The organism is Rheinheimera baltica DSM 14885 (assembly GCF_000425345.1).
GTDB lineage: Bacteria > Pseudomonadota > Gammaproteobacteria > Enterobacterales > Alteromonadaceae > Alishewanella > Alishewanella baltica.
In genome coordinates, this window is sequence record NZ_AUDG01000072.1 from 1 (window position 1) to 16832 (window position 16832).

Sequence of the window (16832 nt, forward strand, 5' to 3'; positions counted from 1 at the left end):
GAAAAACACCCTGGGATCAGCCAGTCTTGGCGAAACAACTGGAGCCGGCTGAGTGTATTCTTCGACTATCCACCTGAAATCCGGAAGGTTATTTACACGACCAACGCGATTGAATCTCTGAATGCCAGCTTGCGGAAAGTGACTAAAACCAGACGTTCATTCCCGAACGACGAAGCCGTGTTAAAACTGCTATATCTGGCTTTACATCAAATTGCGAAGAAGTGGACAATGCCACTTAGGGACTGGAAACCGGCGATGAATCAGTTCATTATCATGTATGGTGACCGTGTATCGCTATGAGAAACAGCCACTTACACAGAAAATTTTACATACTCTATTGGTACATCGCACTAAATCCCTCAGTTAGTTCATATTTTTGTTTTAACTAATAATTCTGTGGGGATACCTCAGGCCTTGACCCTAATAAATACGACTTATACCACTACGATAAGGCTTTAACCGTATTTGCAATAAGTGCTACAGCTTGATCCATCTCTTCACTCCAGGGATTGCCTGCGCTTAGGCGTATTGCATTCGCATAGAAATTACGTGCGCTAAATACCACACCCGGCACCAGGTTAACGCCCTGCGCTTTCATTATCTGATATAACTGCACAGCGTCACAGTTTTCCGGCAGCTGCACCCAAACGGCATAGCCCCCGTCAGGCCGGGTAAATCGGCCTTGCTCCGCCATGTGCTGCTGTAAACTGTCACATAACCGATTAACTTGATCGGCAAGTTGTATCCGCAACTGGTTCAGATGACGGCGATACTCTCCGCTTAAAATGAAATCAGCCAATGCCAACTGCAATGGCGTATTGACCGCTAAACGCCGGGCTAACAGCGCTTGCCTAAGTTGCAGATAAAAACGCCCACCGGCACACCAGCCAATACGATAGCCAGGCGCCAACGTCTTAGACACCGAACCACACCAGATAACCCAACCCTCCGTACTCCAGGATTTTATTGGCAGCGGTCGTTGCCTGGCATAACCACACTCGCCAAATACGTCATCTTCAATTACCGGGCATTGATAACGCCTGGCCAGCTCAGCTATATGCTGCTTATCCGCCACGGACAGGCAATAGCCCAACGGATTTTGAAACGAACTGCTAACCAGACAAGCACTGACCGCCTTGCTAGCCATCAACTGCTCCAGCCGACCCAAATCAAAACCTTTGGCGGTAGAGGGAATTTCTGCCACTCGCCGCCCCATACTCGCCAACAGTTGTAACTGAACGCTGTAGCAAGGTGATGGCAGGGCCAGAGTATCACCAGGTTCAGTGACAACACTGACAGCAAGACTTAACGCTTCCATACAACCGTTAGTAACAATCATGTCTTGCTGGGCACAGCTAATGCCATCCTGCTGAAAATGCGCACTTAATGCCTGCAACAGCACAGGTTCACCAACAGATGGGCTGTACGCCAACGCCCGCGCCTGAGCGCGCCGGTTTGCCCGAACCAAGCTGCGTTGTAAGGCGGCAACCGGAATAAGCGCTGGCGCCAGCTGCACAGTGCCCAGCTGCACGCGATCTTCATTCATTGCTGACTGCTGTATTTCAGCAATCAATACCAGATTATCAACCTGCTGACTGGCGTGATCAAATACCGGAAACTCTGGTTCTAGCTGACGAACCGGCCGCTCGCGCACATAAAAACCCGTTTGTGCCCTACACAGCAAATAGCCTTGCGCCTCAAGCAATTCGTAACAGCGCTTAACCGTAGTAATGCTCAGCGCACGTTGCTGGCTCATTGCGCGAATAGATGGCAAACGCTGCCCGGGCAACAAATAACCAGACTGGATCTGTTGCATCAATACCTCAGCCAACTCCCGGTAACGAAACGCCATACTGTGCTCTTTTTTTATAGCAAAGTTGGTACTGTATTCTTTTTTGCCCGCACCGGATACTACAACGGTACTTTTTATCCGGAGCCTGCATATGAACCAACTCAGCGAAGATTTCCAGCAACTAACAAAACTCAGCACAGAGATCACCGCCTGGTGCCACACTTTTTTGCAAACGCTACCGCAGCGAAGCGTAGCCGTTTTGGGCGATCCTAAGCTGGCAGCAGACCCGCTGCCACAAGCTAGCATGGGTACCTTAGTAGCATTTGAGCATTTTACCCGTACTATTGCCCCTTACTTAAGCGCGTCTGCCGGCCCTCGCTATCTGGGTTTTGTCACGGGAGGCAGCACCCCTGCTGCCATGCTGGCTGACTGGTTGGTTGCCGCAACTGACCAAAATGTATCTAAACCCGGCGACTCCATTAGCACTGCGGTTGAGCTGCAAGTTATGCAGTGGTTGCGTTCATTGTTTAAGTTACCTGATCACTTCGAGGGCTTACTAACCACAGGGGCTACCGCTTCCAACCTGTTGGGCATACTGTGCGGTCGCCAATTCGCCGGCCTACAACAAGGTATCGATATTGCTTGTCAGGGATTAGCGCAGGCCAACATCGAAGTGTTTGCCGCTACAGCGCATGCCAGTTCGTTCAAAGCGCTCAGTTTGGCAGGGCTTGGCCGGGAGCAACTTACCCAGATAAACTGCCTGCCCGGCTCAGAAGCGATGGACGTTGCCTCGCTGAAAATGGCACTGGCTGCCAGTTCCAGCCCGGGTAAAATTGTGCTGGCAAGCGCCGGCACAGTAACCGGTACCGACTTTGATGATCTGCAAGCAATCGCCACACTGTGCAAGCAGCATAATGCCTGGATGCATGTTGACGGTGCTTTTGGCTTGTTCTCGCGTTTACTGCCAGAACATCAGCATCTAACCGACGGCATAGAATTGGCTGACTCCATTACCAGCGACGGACATAAATGGCTTAATGTGCCGTACGACTGCGGCATTTTTTATACCCGGCATAGCCATTATTTGCAGCAAACCTGTTCAGTCACAGCACCCTATCTGGCTACCAACGTCGCAACCCAATCTTTAATGGACTGGAGTATTGAAAACTCACGGCGATTTAGGGCATTACCGGTATGGATGAGCTTAAAGGCGTATGGCCGGCAAGGTTATCAGACCCTGGTAGCAGAAAACTGTCGTCAAGCTGCCGCGTTGGCTAACTGGATAGCAACCTCGCCACACTTTGAGCTATTAACCCCGTGCAAATTAAATGTGGTGATATTCAAACCTAAGGTAGCAGACTCTGAGGTAGATCAGATCCTTAAACGCATTAATGAAACTGGCCAGGTGTTTATGACTCCCGGCGTTTGGCTGGGCCAAAAAGGTATCCGTGCCGCATTTAGCAACTGGCGCACCAGCCAGCAAGATATCGATATTATTATTGCGGTACTGCAGCAGGTGATGGCTCAGGCAACATATCAGACGGGTTAATTGCAACTAAACTGACATCAGCTTGTTGATGCTGATACTCCGGTTTCCTGCCGTCGCCAACTCAGACGAAGCTGAGGAAAATGTTGCTGTATCAGACCTGATACATACAGCACTCTATCTACTTCAGTTTCTGACGATGCCACCACAATAACTTCATTAATACTGTTTACTCCAAAATGCCTGCGTATATGTTGTAGTAGTTCTGCAGCATCGTAGACTGCGCCATGATAACGATATAGCCCCTCAGTACTAAGGTATACAACATCAGCATTCATGCCCCGACCACATGAAGCATAATCCATCCCGGGGTGCGGTGTATCCACTACAGTGTGCTCTGAGTGAGAAAATGCTAAATACCAAAACACACTGAGCACCAGCAGAATAGAAATAAAAGCACCCGATAAGGCAGAGTTGGTCATAGTTTAGCCCTGTGGTTCTATTGGGAATTATTTACTAAATAACCGCTTAGCACTTAATCAGCCAGTTCCAGCTTTTCTAATTCATCAAGCAGCGCTAACCCCTGAGTTGCGTTAGCTCGGGCTGCACGTACTTCAAACCTGACTTGCGCGTCATATTCAGTCAGTGCAATGGTAGACAGTTCTTCTATAAGTTTGTTAACACTGATATTGCGGCTTTGCGCCAGTGCTTTAAGCCTGCTGGCTTTGTCGTCCGGCATTCTGATTGTAAGCGTTGTCATCTTAGTACCTCCAAAATCTGTTCAGGCTTAATCACTTCTAAAGCCGGAAAGCGTAACTCAGCAAAACGAAAATCTTTGACGTTGTTCGTTATCAAATATTTGGCATTACTTGCTACAGCGAGTTCAACCAAGTGATTATCACCTTCATCCCGCAAATTAGGACGCCAGCGAAAATAAAGCTGATTCCACTGGCACACAGATAAAAAGGCATCTAAAAACAGCTGTCGTTGCTCACTGTTCAACTTACATAGCGTTAATACAGTCTGTCGCTCAAACACATCTTCATATTCAAAATACAACGCGGCAGCTAACTGTGGCAGCAACCTACCCGTTAAACAATGTCGTATAACTGCTCTATTAGGCCCTTTCCCGCCTAGTAAAGCCGCGATCAGCACATTGGTATCTACCACAACTTTCATAAAATGATAGCTTATATGATGTCATTACCAGCAATGACATAAGCATAGCCCTAAAAAATATGCTCTGCAATTGCCAATTTAAGCGATAAACGCTAAACGCTTACCGATACGCTTCCGGGCTTGGGCATGAGCAAATCAGGTTACGGTCACCGTATACGTCGTCGATACGGGTAACCGTTGGCCAGAACTTGTTCTCTGCAACGAAGGGTACCGGGAAGGCGGCATAACGACGCTCGGGAACAATCAAGGTCAAAGAGCGCGTGAGAATACGCTCTAGTTTAGCTGCCAAAAACGCACTTCATCAGCGGTGAAATAACAACTACGGCTGCAGGTTAGGTAACGCGCAGGTATTGGCCCACTCCGGCCGGCCGACAAGATCATCCCAGCCAAGTAATTGATAAAGTTCGCTGGTGCCATAAGCATTGTATTTTTCATACGCATCGGCAACAGCTTGGTATTTGATAACTGACATAACGCATCCCTACTTACGTTAGTTACAAGGAAATAAAATTTTAAGTTTACCGGCCAGCAATACTGCGGAGTTAGCTGTCGCGGCAGATTTCTTCTGTTTCAAATCACGTTGTAGCTCTGTCAACAGCTGCTGATTAACCTCATGCGGTGGCAAATTAGATGCAGCTACGCACCAGCTTTGCCCTTCACCACTGTCGATAACACCGGCCAGATACATGGCAAGCTGATCATTAGCGATACCTTTTGCTGCCTGCGCTGAAAATGCCGGCGGTAAAGGAGTTACAGGTTTGCCGTTTGCTAAGGCTTGCAGACGATCAAGCGGCACTCTGGCATTTTGCTCTGCAGTACCCAATGCAGCACAGCTTACCAGCGCACTAAACAAGGAGGTTGTGACCACCACCAGGCGAAATCGCATAACAGGACTCTGCCAGTTCAACATGAAAGGAAATTCTGCCTCACGACCACCCAAATTAAAACCTTTAATTCACATTAATAATACAAAAAGCATTGGCAGTATTTTTTAAACCCTGCTGATAAAAAACCCCGGCACGCTGGCCGGGGTTTTAGTTGTTACTGCTTAACGCTAAACGCTTATCGATACGATTCCGGGCTTGGGCAGGCACAAATTAGGTTGCGGTCGCCGTATACGTCGTCGATTCGACTTACCGTGGGCCAGAATTTGTTTTCTGCAACGTAGCTTGCCGGGAAGGCGGCGTATTGACGGTCGTACGCGCGGTCCCATGCCGGGTCAAAAATATCCTGCATGGTGTGTGGTGCGAAGGCTAATGGGTTGTTGTCCACGGTCCACTCACCGGCTTCTACCTTAGCAATTTCAGCGCGTATTGCGGTCATCGCTTCAATAAACTTGTCCAGCTCGGCTTTGCTTTCAGATTCGGTTGGTTCAATCATCAGCGTGCCGGCTACCGGGAAGCTCATTGTGGGTGAATGGTAACCAAAGTCCATCAAGCGCTTGGCAATGTCCATCTCGGTAATACCGCTGGCTTCTTTTAACGGACGAATATCAATAATACATTCGTGCGCTACACGGCCATTGGTACCGCGGTACAGTATTGGGAATAACGGGTCTAACTTTTTCGCCATGTAGTTTGCATTAAGAATGGCAAACTCAGTGGCTTGCTTTAAGCCCTCACCGCCCATCATCGCAATGTACATCCAGCTGATAGGCAAAATACCGGCGCTACCAAATGGCGCGGCCGATACTGCACCATTTTGCTCACCGGTACCGTCAATTTTTACTACCGCATGGTTTGGCAGGAACGGGCTTAAATGGCTCTTAACACCAATAGGGCCCATGCCCGGGCCGCCGCCGCCGTGCGGAATACAGAAGGTTTTATGCAGGTTTAAATGCGACACATCTGAACCGATAAAGCCTGGCGAAGTAACGCCAACCTGTGCGTTCATGTTGGCGCCGTCCATGTACACCTGGCCACCGTAGGAATGCACTACATCACATAATTCACGAATGCTTTCTTCAAACACACCATGAGTAGAGGGGTACGTTACCATGATGGCCGCTAAACGGTCGCCCACTTCGGCTGCCTTGGCTTTTAATTCTGCCATGTCGATGTTGCCAGACTTATCGCAGTCTACCAGCACCACTTCAAAGCTAGCCATTGCTGCCGTTGCCGGGTTAGTACCGTGGGCAGAAACCGGAATTAAACAGATATTACGGTGCGCGTCACCACGGCTTTCATGGTATTTGCGAATGGCAACCATACCGGCGTATTCGCCCTGTGCACCTGAGTTAGGCTGCATAGAAATATCGTCGTAACCGGTGATATCTACAAGCCAGTTGCCCAGCTCGCCGATCATCTGATAGTAACCTTCAGCCTGATTACGTGGCACAAACGGGTGCAATGACGCAAATTCTGGCCAGGTAACCGGGATCATCTCGGCAGTCGCGTTTAGCTTCATCGTGCATGAACCTAACGAAATCATCGAGTGGTTTAAGGCTAAATCTTTGTTTTCTAATTTTTTGATATAACGCAGCATCTCAGTTTCACTGTGATACTGGTTAAACACCGGGTGGCCTAATACGCTATCAACGCGGCGCAAATCCGCCGGAATAGACGTTGAGCCTTCAGCCACAATAGCACTGTCCAATGCTGCCACGTCGATACCGTGGCCATGACCTAACACTACATCAAATAGCTCGGCAATATCACCAGCCGTGGTAGCTTCGTTAAAGCTTACCGCTAACGATTGCGCAACGTCAGTACGCAGGTTAATACCTGCCGCCAAAGCACGTGCGATAACAGCGTCACGGTTTTCAACAGTAAAGGTTACGGTGTCAAACCAATGCGCATTTACAATATTTACGCCTTTAGCTTTTAAACCAGCAGCAAAAATATCGGTGCTACGATGAATACGCTCGGCGATATTTTTCAGGCCTTGCGGGCCATGGTATACCGCATAAAATGACGCCATATTGGCCAATAACACTTGTGCAGTACAGATGTTTGAGTTGGCTTTTTCACGGCGAATATGTTGTTCACGGGTTTGCATAGCCATACGCAGTGCTGCATTGCCACGACGGTCTTTCGACACACCGATAATACGGCCTGGCATAGAGCGTTTGTAAGTATCACGTGTAGCAAAAAACGCCGCATGTGGGCCACCAAATGCCATCGGCACACCAAAGCGCTGTGCCGAACCTAACACCACATCGGCACCTAGCTGTCCTGGCGCTTTTAATAGCATTAAAGCCATAGGATCAGTGGCTACAGCAACAATGGCTTTTTTCGCCTGTAGTGCGGCAATTAACGCGCTGTCGTTACGAATATCACCGTTGGTGCTGGGGTACTGAATTAAGGCACCAAATACATCTTGCTCTGCTGCCTCAGCTGCGCTGCCGACCATGATGTCAAAGCCAAACATTTCGGCACGGGTTCTTACCACGTCGATAGTTTGTGGGTGCACGTCATCGGCAATAAAATACAAGTTTGACTTGCTCTTAGTTACCCGTTTAGCCAATGCCATAGCTTCGGCCGCGGCCGTGGCTTCGTCCAGCAATGATGCACTGGCCAGTTCCATGCCGGTTAAATCCAGCGTTAGCTGCTGAAAATTTAACAGTGATTCAAGGCGACCCTGGGCAATTTCTGGCTGATATGGCGTGTACGCCGTGTACCAGCCCGGGTTTTCCAGCACGTTGCGCAAAATTACATTAGGCGTTAACGTTGGGTGGTAACCCATGCCAATGTAAGATTTAAACATTTTGTTTTTGCTGGCAGCTTGCTTTAAATACGCTAACGCTTCTGTTTCGTTGCGCGCGTCACCGGTAGCCAGTGGCGTTGTCAGACGAATATCGGCAGGAACCGTTTGCGCGATCAGCGCTTCCATAGTGTCTACACCCAGCTCGCTTAACATTGCAGCGGTTTCTGCGGCGTCCGGGCCAATATGGCGTTGAATAAATTCTTCGTGGTTCGCAAGTTGCGACAGGGTTTTCACAGCGGAGTTGGTCATGCCTTGAATGTCCTGGTAATGGTTCTGTGGCGACTAAAATTTAGCCCCGTATTCTACGTGTTAATGCAATACGGGGCCTAAGCGGGATGTGATCAGTGCTTACTCGTCAATCGAGTTTTTATAGCCTTCGTCATCTAATAGCGCTGATAACTCAGCAGTATCAGACACTTTAATTTTAAACATCCAACCGTCTTCGTAAGGGCTGCTGTTAACCAGTTCAGGTGAATCAGCTAAGGCTTCATTTACCTCAACAATTTCACCAGACAGCGGTGCATAAATATCAGATGCCGCTTTAACCGACTCGGCTACTGCGCAGTCATCAGCTTGCGTTACGCTGTCACCCACGTCAGGCAATTCAACAAATACCATATCACCTAACAAACCCTGGGCGTGTTCAGTAATACCTACAGTGTAAATGCCATTGCCTTCATCGCGCGCCCACTCGTGGCTACTGGCGTACTTTAAACCTTTAGGAATTGAGCTCATTGTTTAATCCTTAGCTGGTGTCTTTAATTAATTTAGTTAGTTTAGATGACTTTTTTACCCATGCGAACGAATGCCGGTTTTACCACTTTCACCGGAACCATCTTGCCGCGAATATCAACGTCTGCGGTATCACCTACTGAAGCAGGTACACGCGCCATGGCAATACTAAACCCTAACGTTGGCGAGAATGTACCAGAGGTAATTTCACCCTCTCCGCCATTAACAACCACACGTTGGCCGTGGCGCAGCACACCTTTTTGTTCCATTACCAGGCCGACCAGTTTAAAGGTGCCGTCGGCTTTATGCTGTGTAATAGCGCTGCGACCAATAAAATTACGATCTTCAGGTGCCCAGGCAATAGTCCAGCCCATGTTAGCCGCCAATGGTGATACCGTTTCGTCCATATCCTGGCCGTATAAATTCATCCCTGCTTCTAAGCGCAAGGTATCACGTGCACCCAAGCCAGCCGGTGCCACACCAGCTTCTAGCAGTTTTTGCCAAAAATCAGCCGCCTGCTCGTTTGGCAAGGCAATTTCATAGCCGTCTTCGCCGGTATAACCGGTGGTAGCAATAAACAACTCGCCAGCTTGTACACCAAAAAATGGCTTCATACCGTCAACCGCGGCTTTTTGCCCGGCAGTTAATAACGTAGCCACTTTCGCTTTGGCATTAGGGCCTTGAACAGCAATCATGGCAAATTCCGGACGCTCGGTAACACTCACGTCAAATGCTTTGGCTTGAGCGTTAATATGCGCCAGGTCTTTTTCACGTGTGGCTGAGTTAACCACCAGACGGAAAAAGTCTTCCTGCAGGAAATACACAATTAAATCGTCAATAACGCCACCGGTTTCATTAAGCATGCCGCTGTATAATGCTTTTCCCGGTACGGTTAACTTTGCCACGTCGTTGGCAAGTAAAAAACGCAAAAAGGCGCGGGTTTGCGCGCCTTTTAAGTCAACGATGGTCATGTGAGAAACGTCGAACATTCCGGCATCACGACGCACAGCGTGGTGTTCTTCAATTTGAGAGCCGTAATTGATGGGCATGTCCCAGCCAAAGAAGTCGACCATTTTGGCACCGGCTTCCAGGTGTTTGCCATGTAACGCAGTTTGATTAGCCATTGTTATTTCCTGCTTATTGTAAGGCCCGCTGGCGCTAAATACAGCGCAACTATATAAGTAATCAAAACAAGCAATTGAATACCCATGTAGTTTAAGCGGATAAAAAGGCATCCGGATTATAACGCAAGCTTGTGACGGCAAACAGCCCCTGTTTAATTAGTTTTTATAATGCGAAAGCGAGAATAACTAAAAAAACTAACTCAGGCGCTATGGGCTGTTTTTACCTGTGGCTGTGCCAATTTTGGCAGGTCGCCACTGTTGCCAAGGGCTGCAGCGATGATCTTACTTTTTAACCAGGGTAACTTATCTACCCCACTCATACTTACAGCTCTTACCAGCCTAAGTAGCGGTTGTGTGTTGCTAAAACCACGTTTAAACACCTCCATTGCTCCAATCAGCGTTTGCGCTTCAGCCTTGCGCCAGCGCTCGTAACGCCTTAATAGTCGGCTTTCACTAAAATCGTTGTTATCTGCCAGCGCTTCACTGATAAGTTCTGCTAATGCTGCAACGTCCATCAAGCCTAAGTTCATGCCCTGCCCGGCCAGTGGGTGTATGCTGTGCGCGGCGTCAGCAACTAAAACCACTCTGCCACGCTGCCAGCTACTGCTATAACGCATGGTCAGGTTAAAAGACTGTCGCGGCGTTTGTATATTAATAGGCCCCAGTACGCTATTACTGGCCGCCGTCAGTGCCTGACTAAAACTAAGATCATCCATGGCCAGCAGCGCAGCAGCACGCTCTGGCGCACAGCTCCAGACAATAGAGCATTTATTTGGCTGTGGCAGCGGTAACAACGCCAGCGGGCCATCGGGTAAAAATACTTGCCTCGCGATATTGTTGTGGGGTTCATCACAGATAATTGTGCCAACAATGGCCTGCTGTTGGTAATCCCAATGGGTTAACGGTAACTGCATGGTGCGCCGCACCATCGAATTAACGCCATCTGCGCCAACCAATAACCGGCTTAACAACAGGTGCTGTTGGTTAATGTTCACCAGCACATCCCGCTCGCTTTGCACCAGACTGTTTATTGTGCAGTTAAACTCGCAGCGCACATTATTAAACGGCTGCAACTGCTGATACAGCGCCATGCGAATTTGTTCGTTGTCGCAAATCCAGCCTAATTGTTCCAGCCGCTCGGTTTGAGCGTTAAATTCAATACGGGCAAAACTGTCGGCGTCCCATACCTGCATTGCGTTGTAACTGCGGGCATTCGCCGCAATGGCTTGCCAGGCTCCCACATGATTAAGCACACGCTGTGAGGCCAGGTTTAACGCACTCACCCGCTGCGGGTTAGTCAAGGTGCTATTGGGCGCATCGCCTTGTTCCAACACAACAATGCTCAAGCCTAAAGGCGCCAGCAACAACGCCAGCGTTAAGCCCGCACTGCCTGCACCAACAATGGTAATATCAATGTTTTCCATATTAACTTCGCAGCCCCATAGCCTGCTCTGCCAGCGGGCGTTTTAATTCATCACATAAGGTCATTGCTAACAAGCCACTGTTTCGTGCTAATGCTACTGTACGAGACCGATTAGAAAACAAACGTACCAAGGCGTCAGTTGCGGTGGTAACGACATTAATATCTTGCTGGCGCGCGGCTTGATATGCCCGCAGCATGGCATAGTCGCCAATCTGTTGTGCCGTTAACACTTGCTGTACCATTTGAGCAATGTCACGTAGCGCCAAATTAAAGCCCTGTCCGGCAATGGGATGCACATTGTGTAGGCTGTTGCCTAACAAGGCGACACGATGGCGCACTATTTCGCCACTGCGTTTTAAGCTAAGGGGATAACTAACACGGCGGCCAACGCTACTAAATACCCCTGCCCTGTAGCCAAATGCTTGCTGTATATGGTTTAAGAAATCGGTATCAGATAATTGCATTAGCGCATTAACATTATCTGCAGCAGTGGTATATACCAAAGAATAACGCTGTTGATTTAACGGTAATAAAGCAATAGGTCCATGTTCGGTAAAACGTTCAAACGCGGTATGCCGATGAGGTTGCGCCAGCGCAAGATTGGCAATTATTGCATGTTGGCCGTAAGGCTGCTCTTGCAGGGTAAAGCCCGCCAAGGCGCGACTGGGCGCTGCTCCACCTTCGGCAATAACCAGTAGTTTAGCCTGCAGTTCAGTGTCATCGTGCAGGATCAAATGTTGCTGCTGTTGTTGCGGAATAATTTGCTTAATATGATTTGGTGCAATACGGGTAATTGCCGCACAACCAGCCAGTTTATCGGCCAACACGGCACCTAAATAGTCTACTTCCAGTACATAACCCAGCGCCATCTGCTGATATTCATTTGCACTAAGATGCGTTTTACCAAAGTGTCCCCGGTCGGATACAGCAATATGTTTAATGGCACAGGCATGTTGCTCCAGTGCTGACCACAGGCCCCATTGCCGTAATAACCCTGCACTCGCTGCTGCCAATGCGACACTGCGACTGTCAAAGCTGGCTGAACTGACCGTGCCAGACTGTTGCTCAATAATGGCAATGTTAAGCGACGGCATGGCTTTAAGTAAGGCCCAAGCTAACGTTGCGCCTGCCATACCACCACCACTGATCACCACATCATACTGCTTAATTGTTTTGGCCACGTTGCTCGTACCTGTATTTAGTGCAGGGTTTTATTTGCTGCCGCTTGGTGGCCGAATTTTTGCCCCACTTCAGTAAAACACGCCAGCGCCATTATGCGAATATGCTCCAACACCAAAAAATAGGCTTCGTCGTTTTCTTCAACACTACCATCATCAGTGGTATGAATATCAATGCGGGTTACTTCTGATAACTGGTCCAGCGCTTCACGCACATCATCAGATACCAGCGATAAATCGGTTTGTTGTACGGCAAAGCCTACTAAAAAAGCCTGCGTCCACTCAACCATGGCGTCTAAGCGTTCTGGCAGGCTGTCATCGTCGCTGGGCAGCAACATGCTGAAACTAAAATCATTTTGTGCCAGCTCTTTGGCGGTAGTTTCTACCAAATTGACCACATGTTGTTTTACGTCTTGCGACAGGGCTTGCCCATCATTTAAGAAGTCCTGCAACACCGGCAGTAATTGTTGTGGGTTGGCTTCCACCCCGGCACTAAGTAAACCAGTAATTAAGCCATGTACTTCTGCGGCTGACGCCATTACATAAGCCTGGTCAAGTTTGTACATCCACTCATCGTATGTCAGTAAAAATGGGCTGCTCATATCACTGTTCGTGCTGTTATTAACTGTACTTTATGCTACCACCACAACGCAGCAGCGCCAACTTTCCCTGCATAGTTTTGCCTATGGTATAAAGCGTAAACAAAAGTTGCTGTAAAACCATGCAACTAGCGTTGTTTGCGATAAAACACCATGCAATAACCTTATACAGCAGAAACAGTGGTGTTATACTCAAGCCTGTTCTCTGGATTGTTGGTGATCAGGTGGATGTCCCTGAGCCGATAATTGTTTTTACCTAGGGATTCTTCTGCACTACCAGTGTGCAAGCCCGGCTCGTACCGGGAAGCCTGAGGTAGTCATCTGACTCCCGCCTTGAACCTATGGTTCAAGGGCTAACACCAGACACGGCAATTTGGAGAACCTCTTTTTTTCTGCTGCAAATCAGGCATACTCGTCTTATCTTTGTCCATAGTAAAGTATTATCGTGCCTGCTACTCCCTCGTTACGCCAACAACTTAGACACCTGGTTCGCCAGCGGCGCCAATTGTTAAGCCCGGCTTTACAGCAGCAAGCAGCAAATGCATTAGCAAAACAGCTTAGTGGCAACGCACTGTTGGCTAATAAACAACATATTGCCGTGTATTTGGCCAATGACGGTGAGTTAGATACTTTTCCGCTGATACAGGCGCTGTGGCAATTAAATAAAACAGTGTACCTGCCCGTGCTTCACCCGGTGGTTGCTGGCTATTTACTGTTTGTGCGGTATAACAGTGAAACCCTACTTTACCCGAATAAATTTGGCATTCCCGAGCCTTTGCCGCAGTGTCACCAGCTGATCCCGGTCAATCAGTTAGATATTATATTTACGCCATTAGTCGCCTTTGACGAGCATGGCAACCGGTTGGGAATGGGCGGTGGCTTTTATGATCGCACCTTGTCGCAACTGCCGCCTGACAGCCATTGCCGGGTTATTGGCCTCGCACATAGCTGCCAACAGGTTGATGCCGTTCCGGTTGAGGCTTGGGATATTCCATTAAAGCAGATTATTACGCCGGGTAAAAATTTTGATTTTTGCTGATTGCTTAAGGCTTAACCCAAGAAAGCAGGCCAGAAACGCGATCTGGTCGCCACAGAGTTTCTGAGCCCTGCCGCAGGCATTAAGGCGAGTTGCTGTGGCGTGCCAGAGGGCGTATTGTGGCCGGCGACACTTACATCTAAACCATGCCGTAAAACAGTTTTCGCGTTTTTCCATTTTTGCCCTTTTGTCGGCCCCCCCTTTCGATATAATATCCATCTGTATGGCTAAACGAATTTGGATCAGTGATGACACAAGATGAAATGAAAAAAAACGCCGCCTGGGCAGCATTAGAGTATATTCCGCGTAACACGGTAGTGGGCGTAGGCACCGGCTCAACGGTAAATCATTTTATTGATGCGCTGGCCAGTATTAAGCATGAGATCAGTGGTGCCGTATCAAGCTCTGTACAATCGACAGAAAAACTCATCGCATTAGGGATCCCAGTACTGGATTTAAATAGCATTGACAGCTTTAGTGTTTACGTTGATGGCGCAGATGAAATTAACGCCCAAAAGCATATGATTAAAGGCGGTGGTGCAGCGCTAACCCGCGAAAAAATTGTCGCCGCCGTAGCTGAAACCTTTATTTGTATTGTCGATGCAAGCAAACAAGTAGACGTACTGGGTAAGTTTCCGCTGCCGGTAGAAGTTATCCCTATGGCAAGTCGCTCGGTCTCGGGTGAACTAGCTAAACTAGGTGGCAGGCCGGTATTGCGCGCGGGTGTAACCACAGACAACGGCAATGTGATTATTGATGTACACGACTTACAGATTATTGACCCATTGATGTTAGAGCAGCAGATTAACAATATCGTAGGTGTGGTCACCAACGGTATTTTTGCTCACCGCCCCGCCAATATGGTTTTGGTTGGCAGTGCCGATGGCACCAAAGTAATAAAATAAGTACCACAGCAGGGCCCGCTAAGTAACACCATAATAATAAGAATAATAACTAACTGATTTTATTTTTTAATTTAATGAAGAGATGTGACATGGAAAAATTTTCGCTGGCCAAAGACAAAATTAAAATATTGCTGCTGGAAGGCTTACACCAAAGTGCGGTGCAAAGCTTCAAGAACCAGGGGTACAGTAATATTGAGTACTTAAAAACCTCATTACCTGAAGACGAGCTTATAGAACGCATTAAAGATGCCCACTTTGTTGGTATTCGCTCACGCACACAGTTAACCGAAAAAGTGCTGGATGCAGCAACAAAGTTGGTTGCCATTGGTTGTTTTTGTATTGGCACTAATCAGGTCAACTTAACCGCGGCGTTAAAAAGGGCTATTCCGGTTTTTAATGCCCCATTCTCGAATACCCGCTCGGTAGCGGAACTGGTATTGGGCCAAATTATTATGTTGCTGCGCGGCATTCCACAACGTAACGCTGCAGCACACCGTGGCGAGTGGCAAAAAACCGCCAACAACTCATTTGAAGCTCGTGGCAAAACTCTGGGTATTATTGGTTATGGTCATATCGGCACCCAGCTGTCTATCATGGCAGAGAACATTGGCATGCGCGTGCAGTTCTATGACATTGAAGACAAATTGGTATTAGGTAATGCAACTCAGGTGAATTTTGGCACCCTGCTCAAAACGTCAGATATCATTACCTTACATGTGCCAGAAACTGCACAAACTAAAAACATGATTGGTGAAGCCGAACTGGCCCTGATGAAACAAGGCAGCATTTTAATTAACGCGTCGCGCGGCACGGTGGTCGACATCGATGCGTTAACAGAAGCATTGCGTTGCAATAAACTGGCCGGGGCTGCTATTGACGTGTTTCCGGTGGAGCCTAAAGGAAACGAAGAAGAGTTTATTTCACCACTGCGTGAATTCGATAATGTTATTTTAACGCCGCACATCGGCGGTTCTACGCAGGAAGCGCAAGAAAACATCGGTTTTGAAGTCGCCGGTAAAATGGTGAAGTACAGTGATAATGGCTCTACGCTCTCTGCGGTTAATTTCCCTGAAGTGTCACTGCCAGAGCACAAAGGCCGCTCACGCTTATTGCACGTGCACAAAAACCAGCCTGGTGTGATGACCAAAATTAACGAAGCCTTTGCTAAGCACAATATCAATATCGCCGGTCAGTATCTGCAAACTAATGCTGACATTGGTTATGTGGTGATTGATATCGACTCTGACGATGTTGACCAGGCATTGAATGAGTTAAAAGCCATTCCGGGAACATTGCGGGCCCGTGTCCTGCACTAAACATTAGCCTGATAAGAAAAGCCCGCTAAGCGGTAATGCCGTTCACTTAAGGTGAGCGGCATTTTTACTTTTAGCCACCGGGTAGCGATTTTTCGATACCTTTAGCGTCCTTGGATAACTGCGTTCTCGCTTTCCTTCAAGCTTTAATTGACTGGCATTTTTTTCTATTTCCAAGATGAATCCGGGCACATTACCCGGCGCATAAATTGGCATCAGAGTGAGCTTGTGGATGATGTGCGATGAGGCATCTCTAAAGCTCAGTTGGTTTGGGAATACACTTTTAAGGGACTTGGCCATCAATACCATTTTGTATCGAATTAAATTGTAAGCGAGCAACACCCCCCATAGCTCCTGCCG

At 48.2% G+C, this 16832-nt stretch carries 18 protein-coding genes, 1 other RNA gene and 1 pseudogene; 6 read left to right on the plus strand and 14 right to left on the minus strand.

Features of this window, described 5'->3' with window-relative positions:
• Positions 1–300 (plus strand): transposase (locus tag H595_RS22760; protein WP_037055197.1); only part of this gene is annotated, 300 nt, incomplete at its 5' end.
• A 142-nt stretch (positions 301–442) separates the two neighbouring features.
• On the opposite strand, the gene H595_RS0117540 is transcribed toward H595_RS22760, so the two are convergent.
• Positions 443–1852: an aminotransferase-like domain-containing protein gene (locus H595_RS0117540; RefSeq protein ID WP_027672363.1), complete on the minus strand. Its 1410-nt coding sequence runs from the start codon at positions 1850–1852 to the stop codon at positions 443–445.
• Positions 1853–1943: 91 nt separating this feature from the next.
• Here H595_RS0117540 and H595_RS0117545 point away from each other — a divergent pair, with 91 nt between their 5' ends.
• Entirely contained in the window at positions 1944–3341 is a 1398-nt protein-coding gene (locus H595_RS0117545; protein WP_027672364.1) for a pyridoxal phosphate-dependent decarboxylase family protein, read from the plus strand.
• A gap of 17 nt (positions 3342–3358) precedes the next feature.
• Here the strand turns inward: H595_RS0117545 and H595_RS0117550 are convergent, their stop codons facing one another.
• The 12 genes from H595_RS0117550 to H595_RS0117600 all read right to left on the minus strand — a co-directional run bounded on the left by H595_RS0117550 (position 3359) and on the right by H595_RS0117600 (position 13221).
• On the minus strand, positions 3359–3760 hold the full coding sequence (locus H595_RS0117550; protein WP_027672365.1) for a hypothetical protein: 402 nt from the start codon (positions 3758–3760) through the stop codon (positions 3359–3361).
• 53 nt (positions 3761–3813) lie between these two features.
• Positions 3814–4038: a hypothetical protein gene (locus H595_RS0117555; RefSeq protein WP_027672366.1), complete on the minus strand. Its 225-nt coding sequence runs from the start codon at positions 4036–4038 to the stop codon at positions 3814–3816.
• Positions 4035–4457: a putative toxin-antitoxin system toxin component, PIN family gene (locus H595_RS0117560; RefSeq protein WP_037055200.1), complete on the minus strand. Its 423-nt coding sequence runs from the start codon at positions 4455–4457 to the stop codon at positions 4035–4037. The genes H595_RS0117555 and H595_RS0117560 overlap by 4 nt, the downstream gene beginning before the upstream one ends.
• 100 nt (positions 4458–4557) lie before the next feature.
• Entirely contained in the window at positions 4558–4746 is a 189-nt protein-coding gene (locus H595_RS24165) for a hypothetical protein (protein WP_156886013.1), read from the minus strand.
• A 30-nt stretch (positions 4747–4776) separates the two neighbouring features.
• Entirely contained in the window at positions 4777–4929 is a 153-nt protein-coding gene (locus H595_RS24170; protein WP_156886014.1) for a hypothetical protein, read from the minus strand.
• Positions 4930–4947: 18 nt separating this feature from the next.
• On the minus strand, positions 4948–5343 hold the full coding sequence (locus H595_RS0117570; protein WP_027672368.1) for a Rap1a/Tai family immunity protein: 396 nt from the start codon (positions 5341–5343) through the stop codon (positions 4948–4950).
• Between the two features lie 176 nt (positions 5344–5519).
• Positions 5520–8411: an aminomethyl-transferring glycine dehydrogenase gene (gcvP, locus tag H595_RS0117575; protein ID WP_027672369.1), complete on the minus strand. Its 2892-nt coding sequence runs from the start codon at positions 8409–8411 to the stop codon at positions 5520–5522.
• 99 nt (positions 8412–8510) lie between these two features.
• The gene (gene gcvH / locus H595_RS0117580) at positions 8511–8897 is read right to left on the minus strand and encodes a glycine cleavage system protein GcvH (RefSeq protein ID WP_027672370.1); all 387 of its coding nucleotides are present in this window, start codon (positions 8895–8897) and stop codon (positions 8511–8513) included.
• Between the two features lie 41 nt (positions 8898–8938).
• Complete coding sequence (gcvT, locus tag H595_RS0117585) at positions 8939–10018, minus strand: glycine cleavage system aminomethyltransferase GcvT (RefSeq protein ID WP_027672371.1); 1080 nt, start codon at positions 10016–10018, stop codon at positions 8939–8941.
• A gap of 200 nt (positions 10019–10218) precedes the next feature.
• Positions 10219–11442: an FAD-dependent monooxygenase gene (locus H595_RS0117590; RefSeq protein WP_027672372.1), complete on the minus strand. Its 1224-nt coding sequence runs from the start codon at positions 11440–11442 to the stop codon at positions 10219–10221.
• A gap of 1 nt (position 11443) precedes the next feature.
• Positions 11444–12622, minus strand: coding sequence for a 2-octaprenyl-6-methoxyphenyl hydroxylase (gene ubiH, locus H595_RS0117595; protein WP_027672373.1), 1179 nt, complete (start codon positions 12620–12622; stop codon positions 11444–11446).
• Positions 12623–12639: 17 nt separating this feature from the next.
• Positions 12640–13221 carry a UPF0149 family protein gene (locus tag H595_RS0117600; RefSeq protein WP_027672374.1) on the minus strand — a complete coding sequence of 194 codons (582 nt, stop codon included), beginning with the start codon at positions 13219–13221 and terminating at the stop codon, positions 12640–12642.
• A 196-nt stretch (positions 13222–13417) separates the two neighbouring features.
• Between H595_RS0117600 and ssrS the strand changes: the two genes are divergently transcribed.
• The 4 genes from ssrS (at position 13418) to serA (ending at position 16475) form a co-directional block, all read left to right on the plus strand.
• Positions 13418–13602: non-coding RNA, 6S RNA (gene ssrS, locus H595_RS23950), on the plus strand.
• Positions 13603–13663: 61 nt separating this feature from the next.
• Positions 13664–14257, plus strand: coding sequence for a 5-formyltetrahydrofolate cyclo-ligase (locus tag H595_RS0117615; RefSeq protein WP_027672375.1), 594 nt, complete (start codon positions 13664–13666; stop codon positions 14255–14257).
• Positions 14258–14502: 245 nt separating this feature from the next.
• Positions 14503–15159, plus strand: coding sequence for a ribose-5-phosphate isomerase RpiA (rpiA, locus tag H595_RS0117620; RefSeq protein ID WP_027672376.1), 657 nt, complete (start codon positions 14503–14505; stop codon positions 15157–15159).
• An 89-nt stretch (positions 15160–15248) separates the two neighbouring features.
• Positions 15249–16475: a phosphoglycerate dehydrogenase gene (serA, locus tag H595_RS0117625; RefSeq protein WP_027672377.1), complete on the plus strand. Its 1227-nt coding sequence runs from the start codon at positions 15249–15251 to the stop codon at positions 16473–16475.
• A gap of 42 nt (positions 16476–16517) precedes the next feature.
• Here serA and H595_RS22765 read toward each other — a convergent pair.
• Positions 16518–16832, minus strand: a pseudogene (locus H595_RS22765) (IS4 family transposase); the annotation flags it as partial.

Excerpts from the sequence above, each read along its gene's own strand:
- H595_RS0117570 (WP_027672368.1), bottom strand. The coding sequence starts at position 5,343 with ATGCGATTTCGCCTGGTGGTGGTCACAACCTCCTTGTTTAGTGCGCTG.
- H595_RS0117555 (WP_027672366.1), bottom strand. The coding sequence starts at position 4,038 with ATGACAACGCTTACAATCAGAATGCCGGACGACAAAGCCAGCAGGCTT.
- H595_RS0117560 (WP_037055200.1), bottom strand. The coding sequence starts at position 4,457 with ATGAAAGTTGTGGTAGATACCAATGTGCTGATCGCGGCTTTACTAGGC.
- H595_RS0117550 (WP_027672365.1), bottom strand. The coding sequence starts at position 3,760 with ATGACCAACTCTGCCTTATCGGGTGCTTTTATTTCTATTCTGCTGGTG.
- serA (WP_027672377.1), top strand. The coding sequence starts at position 15,249 with ATGGAAAAATTTTCGCTGGCCAAAGACAAAATTAAAATATTGCTGCTG.
- gcvP (WP_027672369.1), bottom strand. The coding sequence starts at position 8,411 with ATGACCAACTCCGCTGTGAAAACCCTGTCGCAACTTGCGAACCACGAA.
- H595_RS0117600 (WP_027672374.1), bottom strand. The coding sequence starts at position 13,221 with ATGAGCAGCCCATTTTTACTGACATACGATGAGTGGATGTACAAACTT.
- H595_RS0117545 (WP_027672364.1), top strand. The coding sequence starts at position 1,944 with ATGAACCAACTCAGCGAAGATTTCCAGCAACTAACAAAACTCAGCACA.
- H595_RS0117590 (WP_027672372.1), bottom strand. The coding sequence starts at position 11,442 with ATGGAAAACATTGATATTACCATTGTTGGTGCAGGCAGTGCGGGCTTA.
- rpiA (WP_027672376.1), top strand. The coding sequence starts at position 14,503 with ATGACACAAGATGAAATGAAAAAAAACGCCGCCTGGGCAGCATTAGAG.
- gcvT (WP_027672371.1), bottom strand. The coding sequence starts at position 10,018 with ATGGCTAATCAAACTGCGTTACATGGCAAACACCTGGAAGCCGGTGCC.
- H595_RS0117540 (WP_027672363.1), bottom strand. The coding sequence starts at position 1,852 with ATGGCGTTTCGTTACCGGGAGTTGGCTGAGGTATTGATGCAACAGATC.
- H595_RS24170 (WP_156886014.1), bottom strand. The coding sequence starts at position 4,929 with ATGTCAGTTATCAAATACCAAGCTGTTGCCGATGCGTATGAAAAATAC.
- gcvH (WP_027672370.1), bottom strand. The coding sequence starts at position 8,897 with ATGAGCTCAATTCCTAAAGGTTTAAAGTACGCCAGTAGCCACGAGTGG.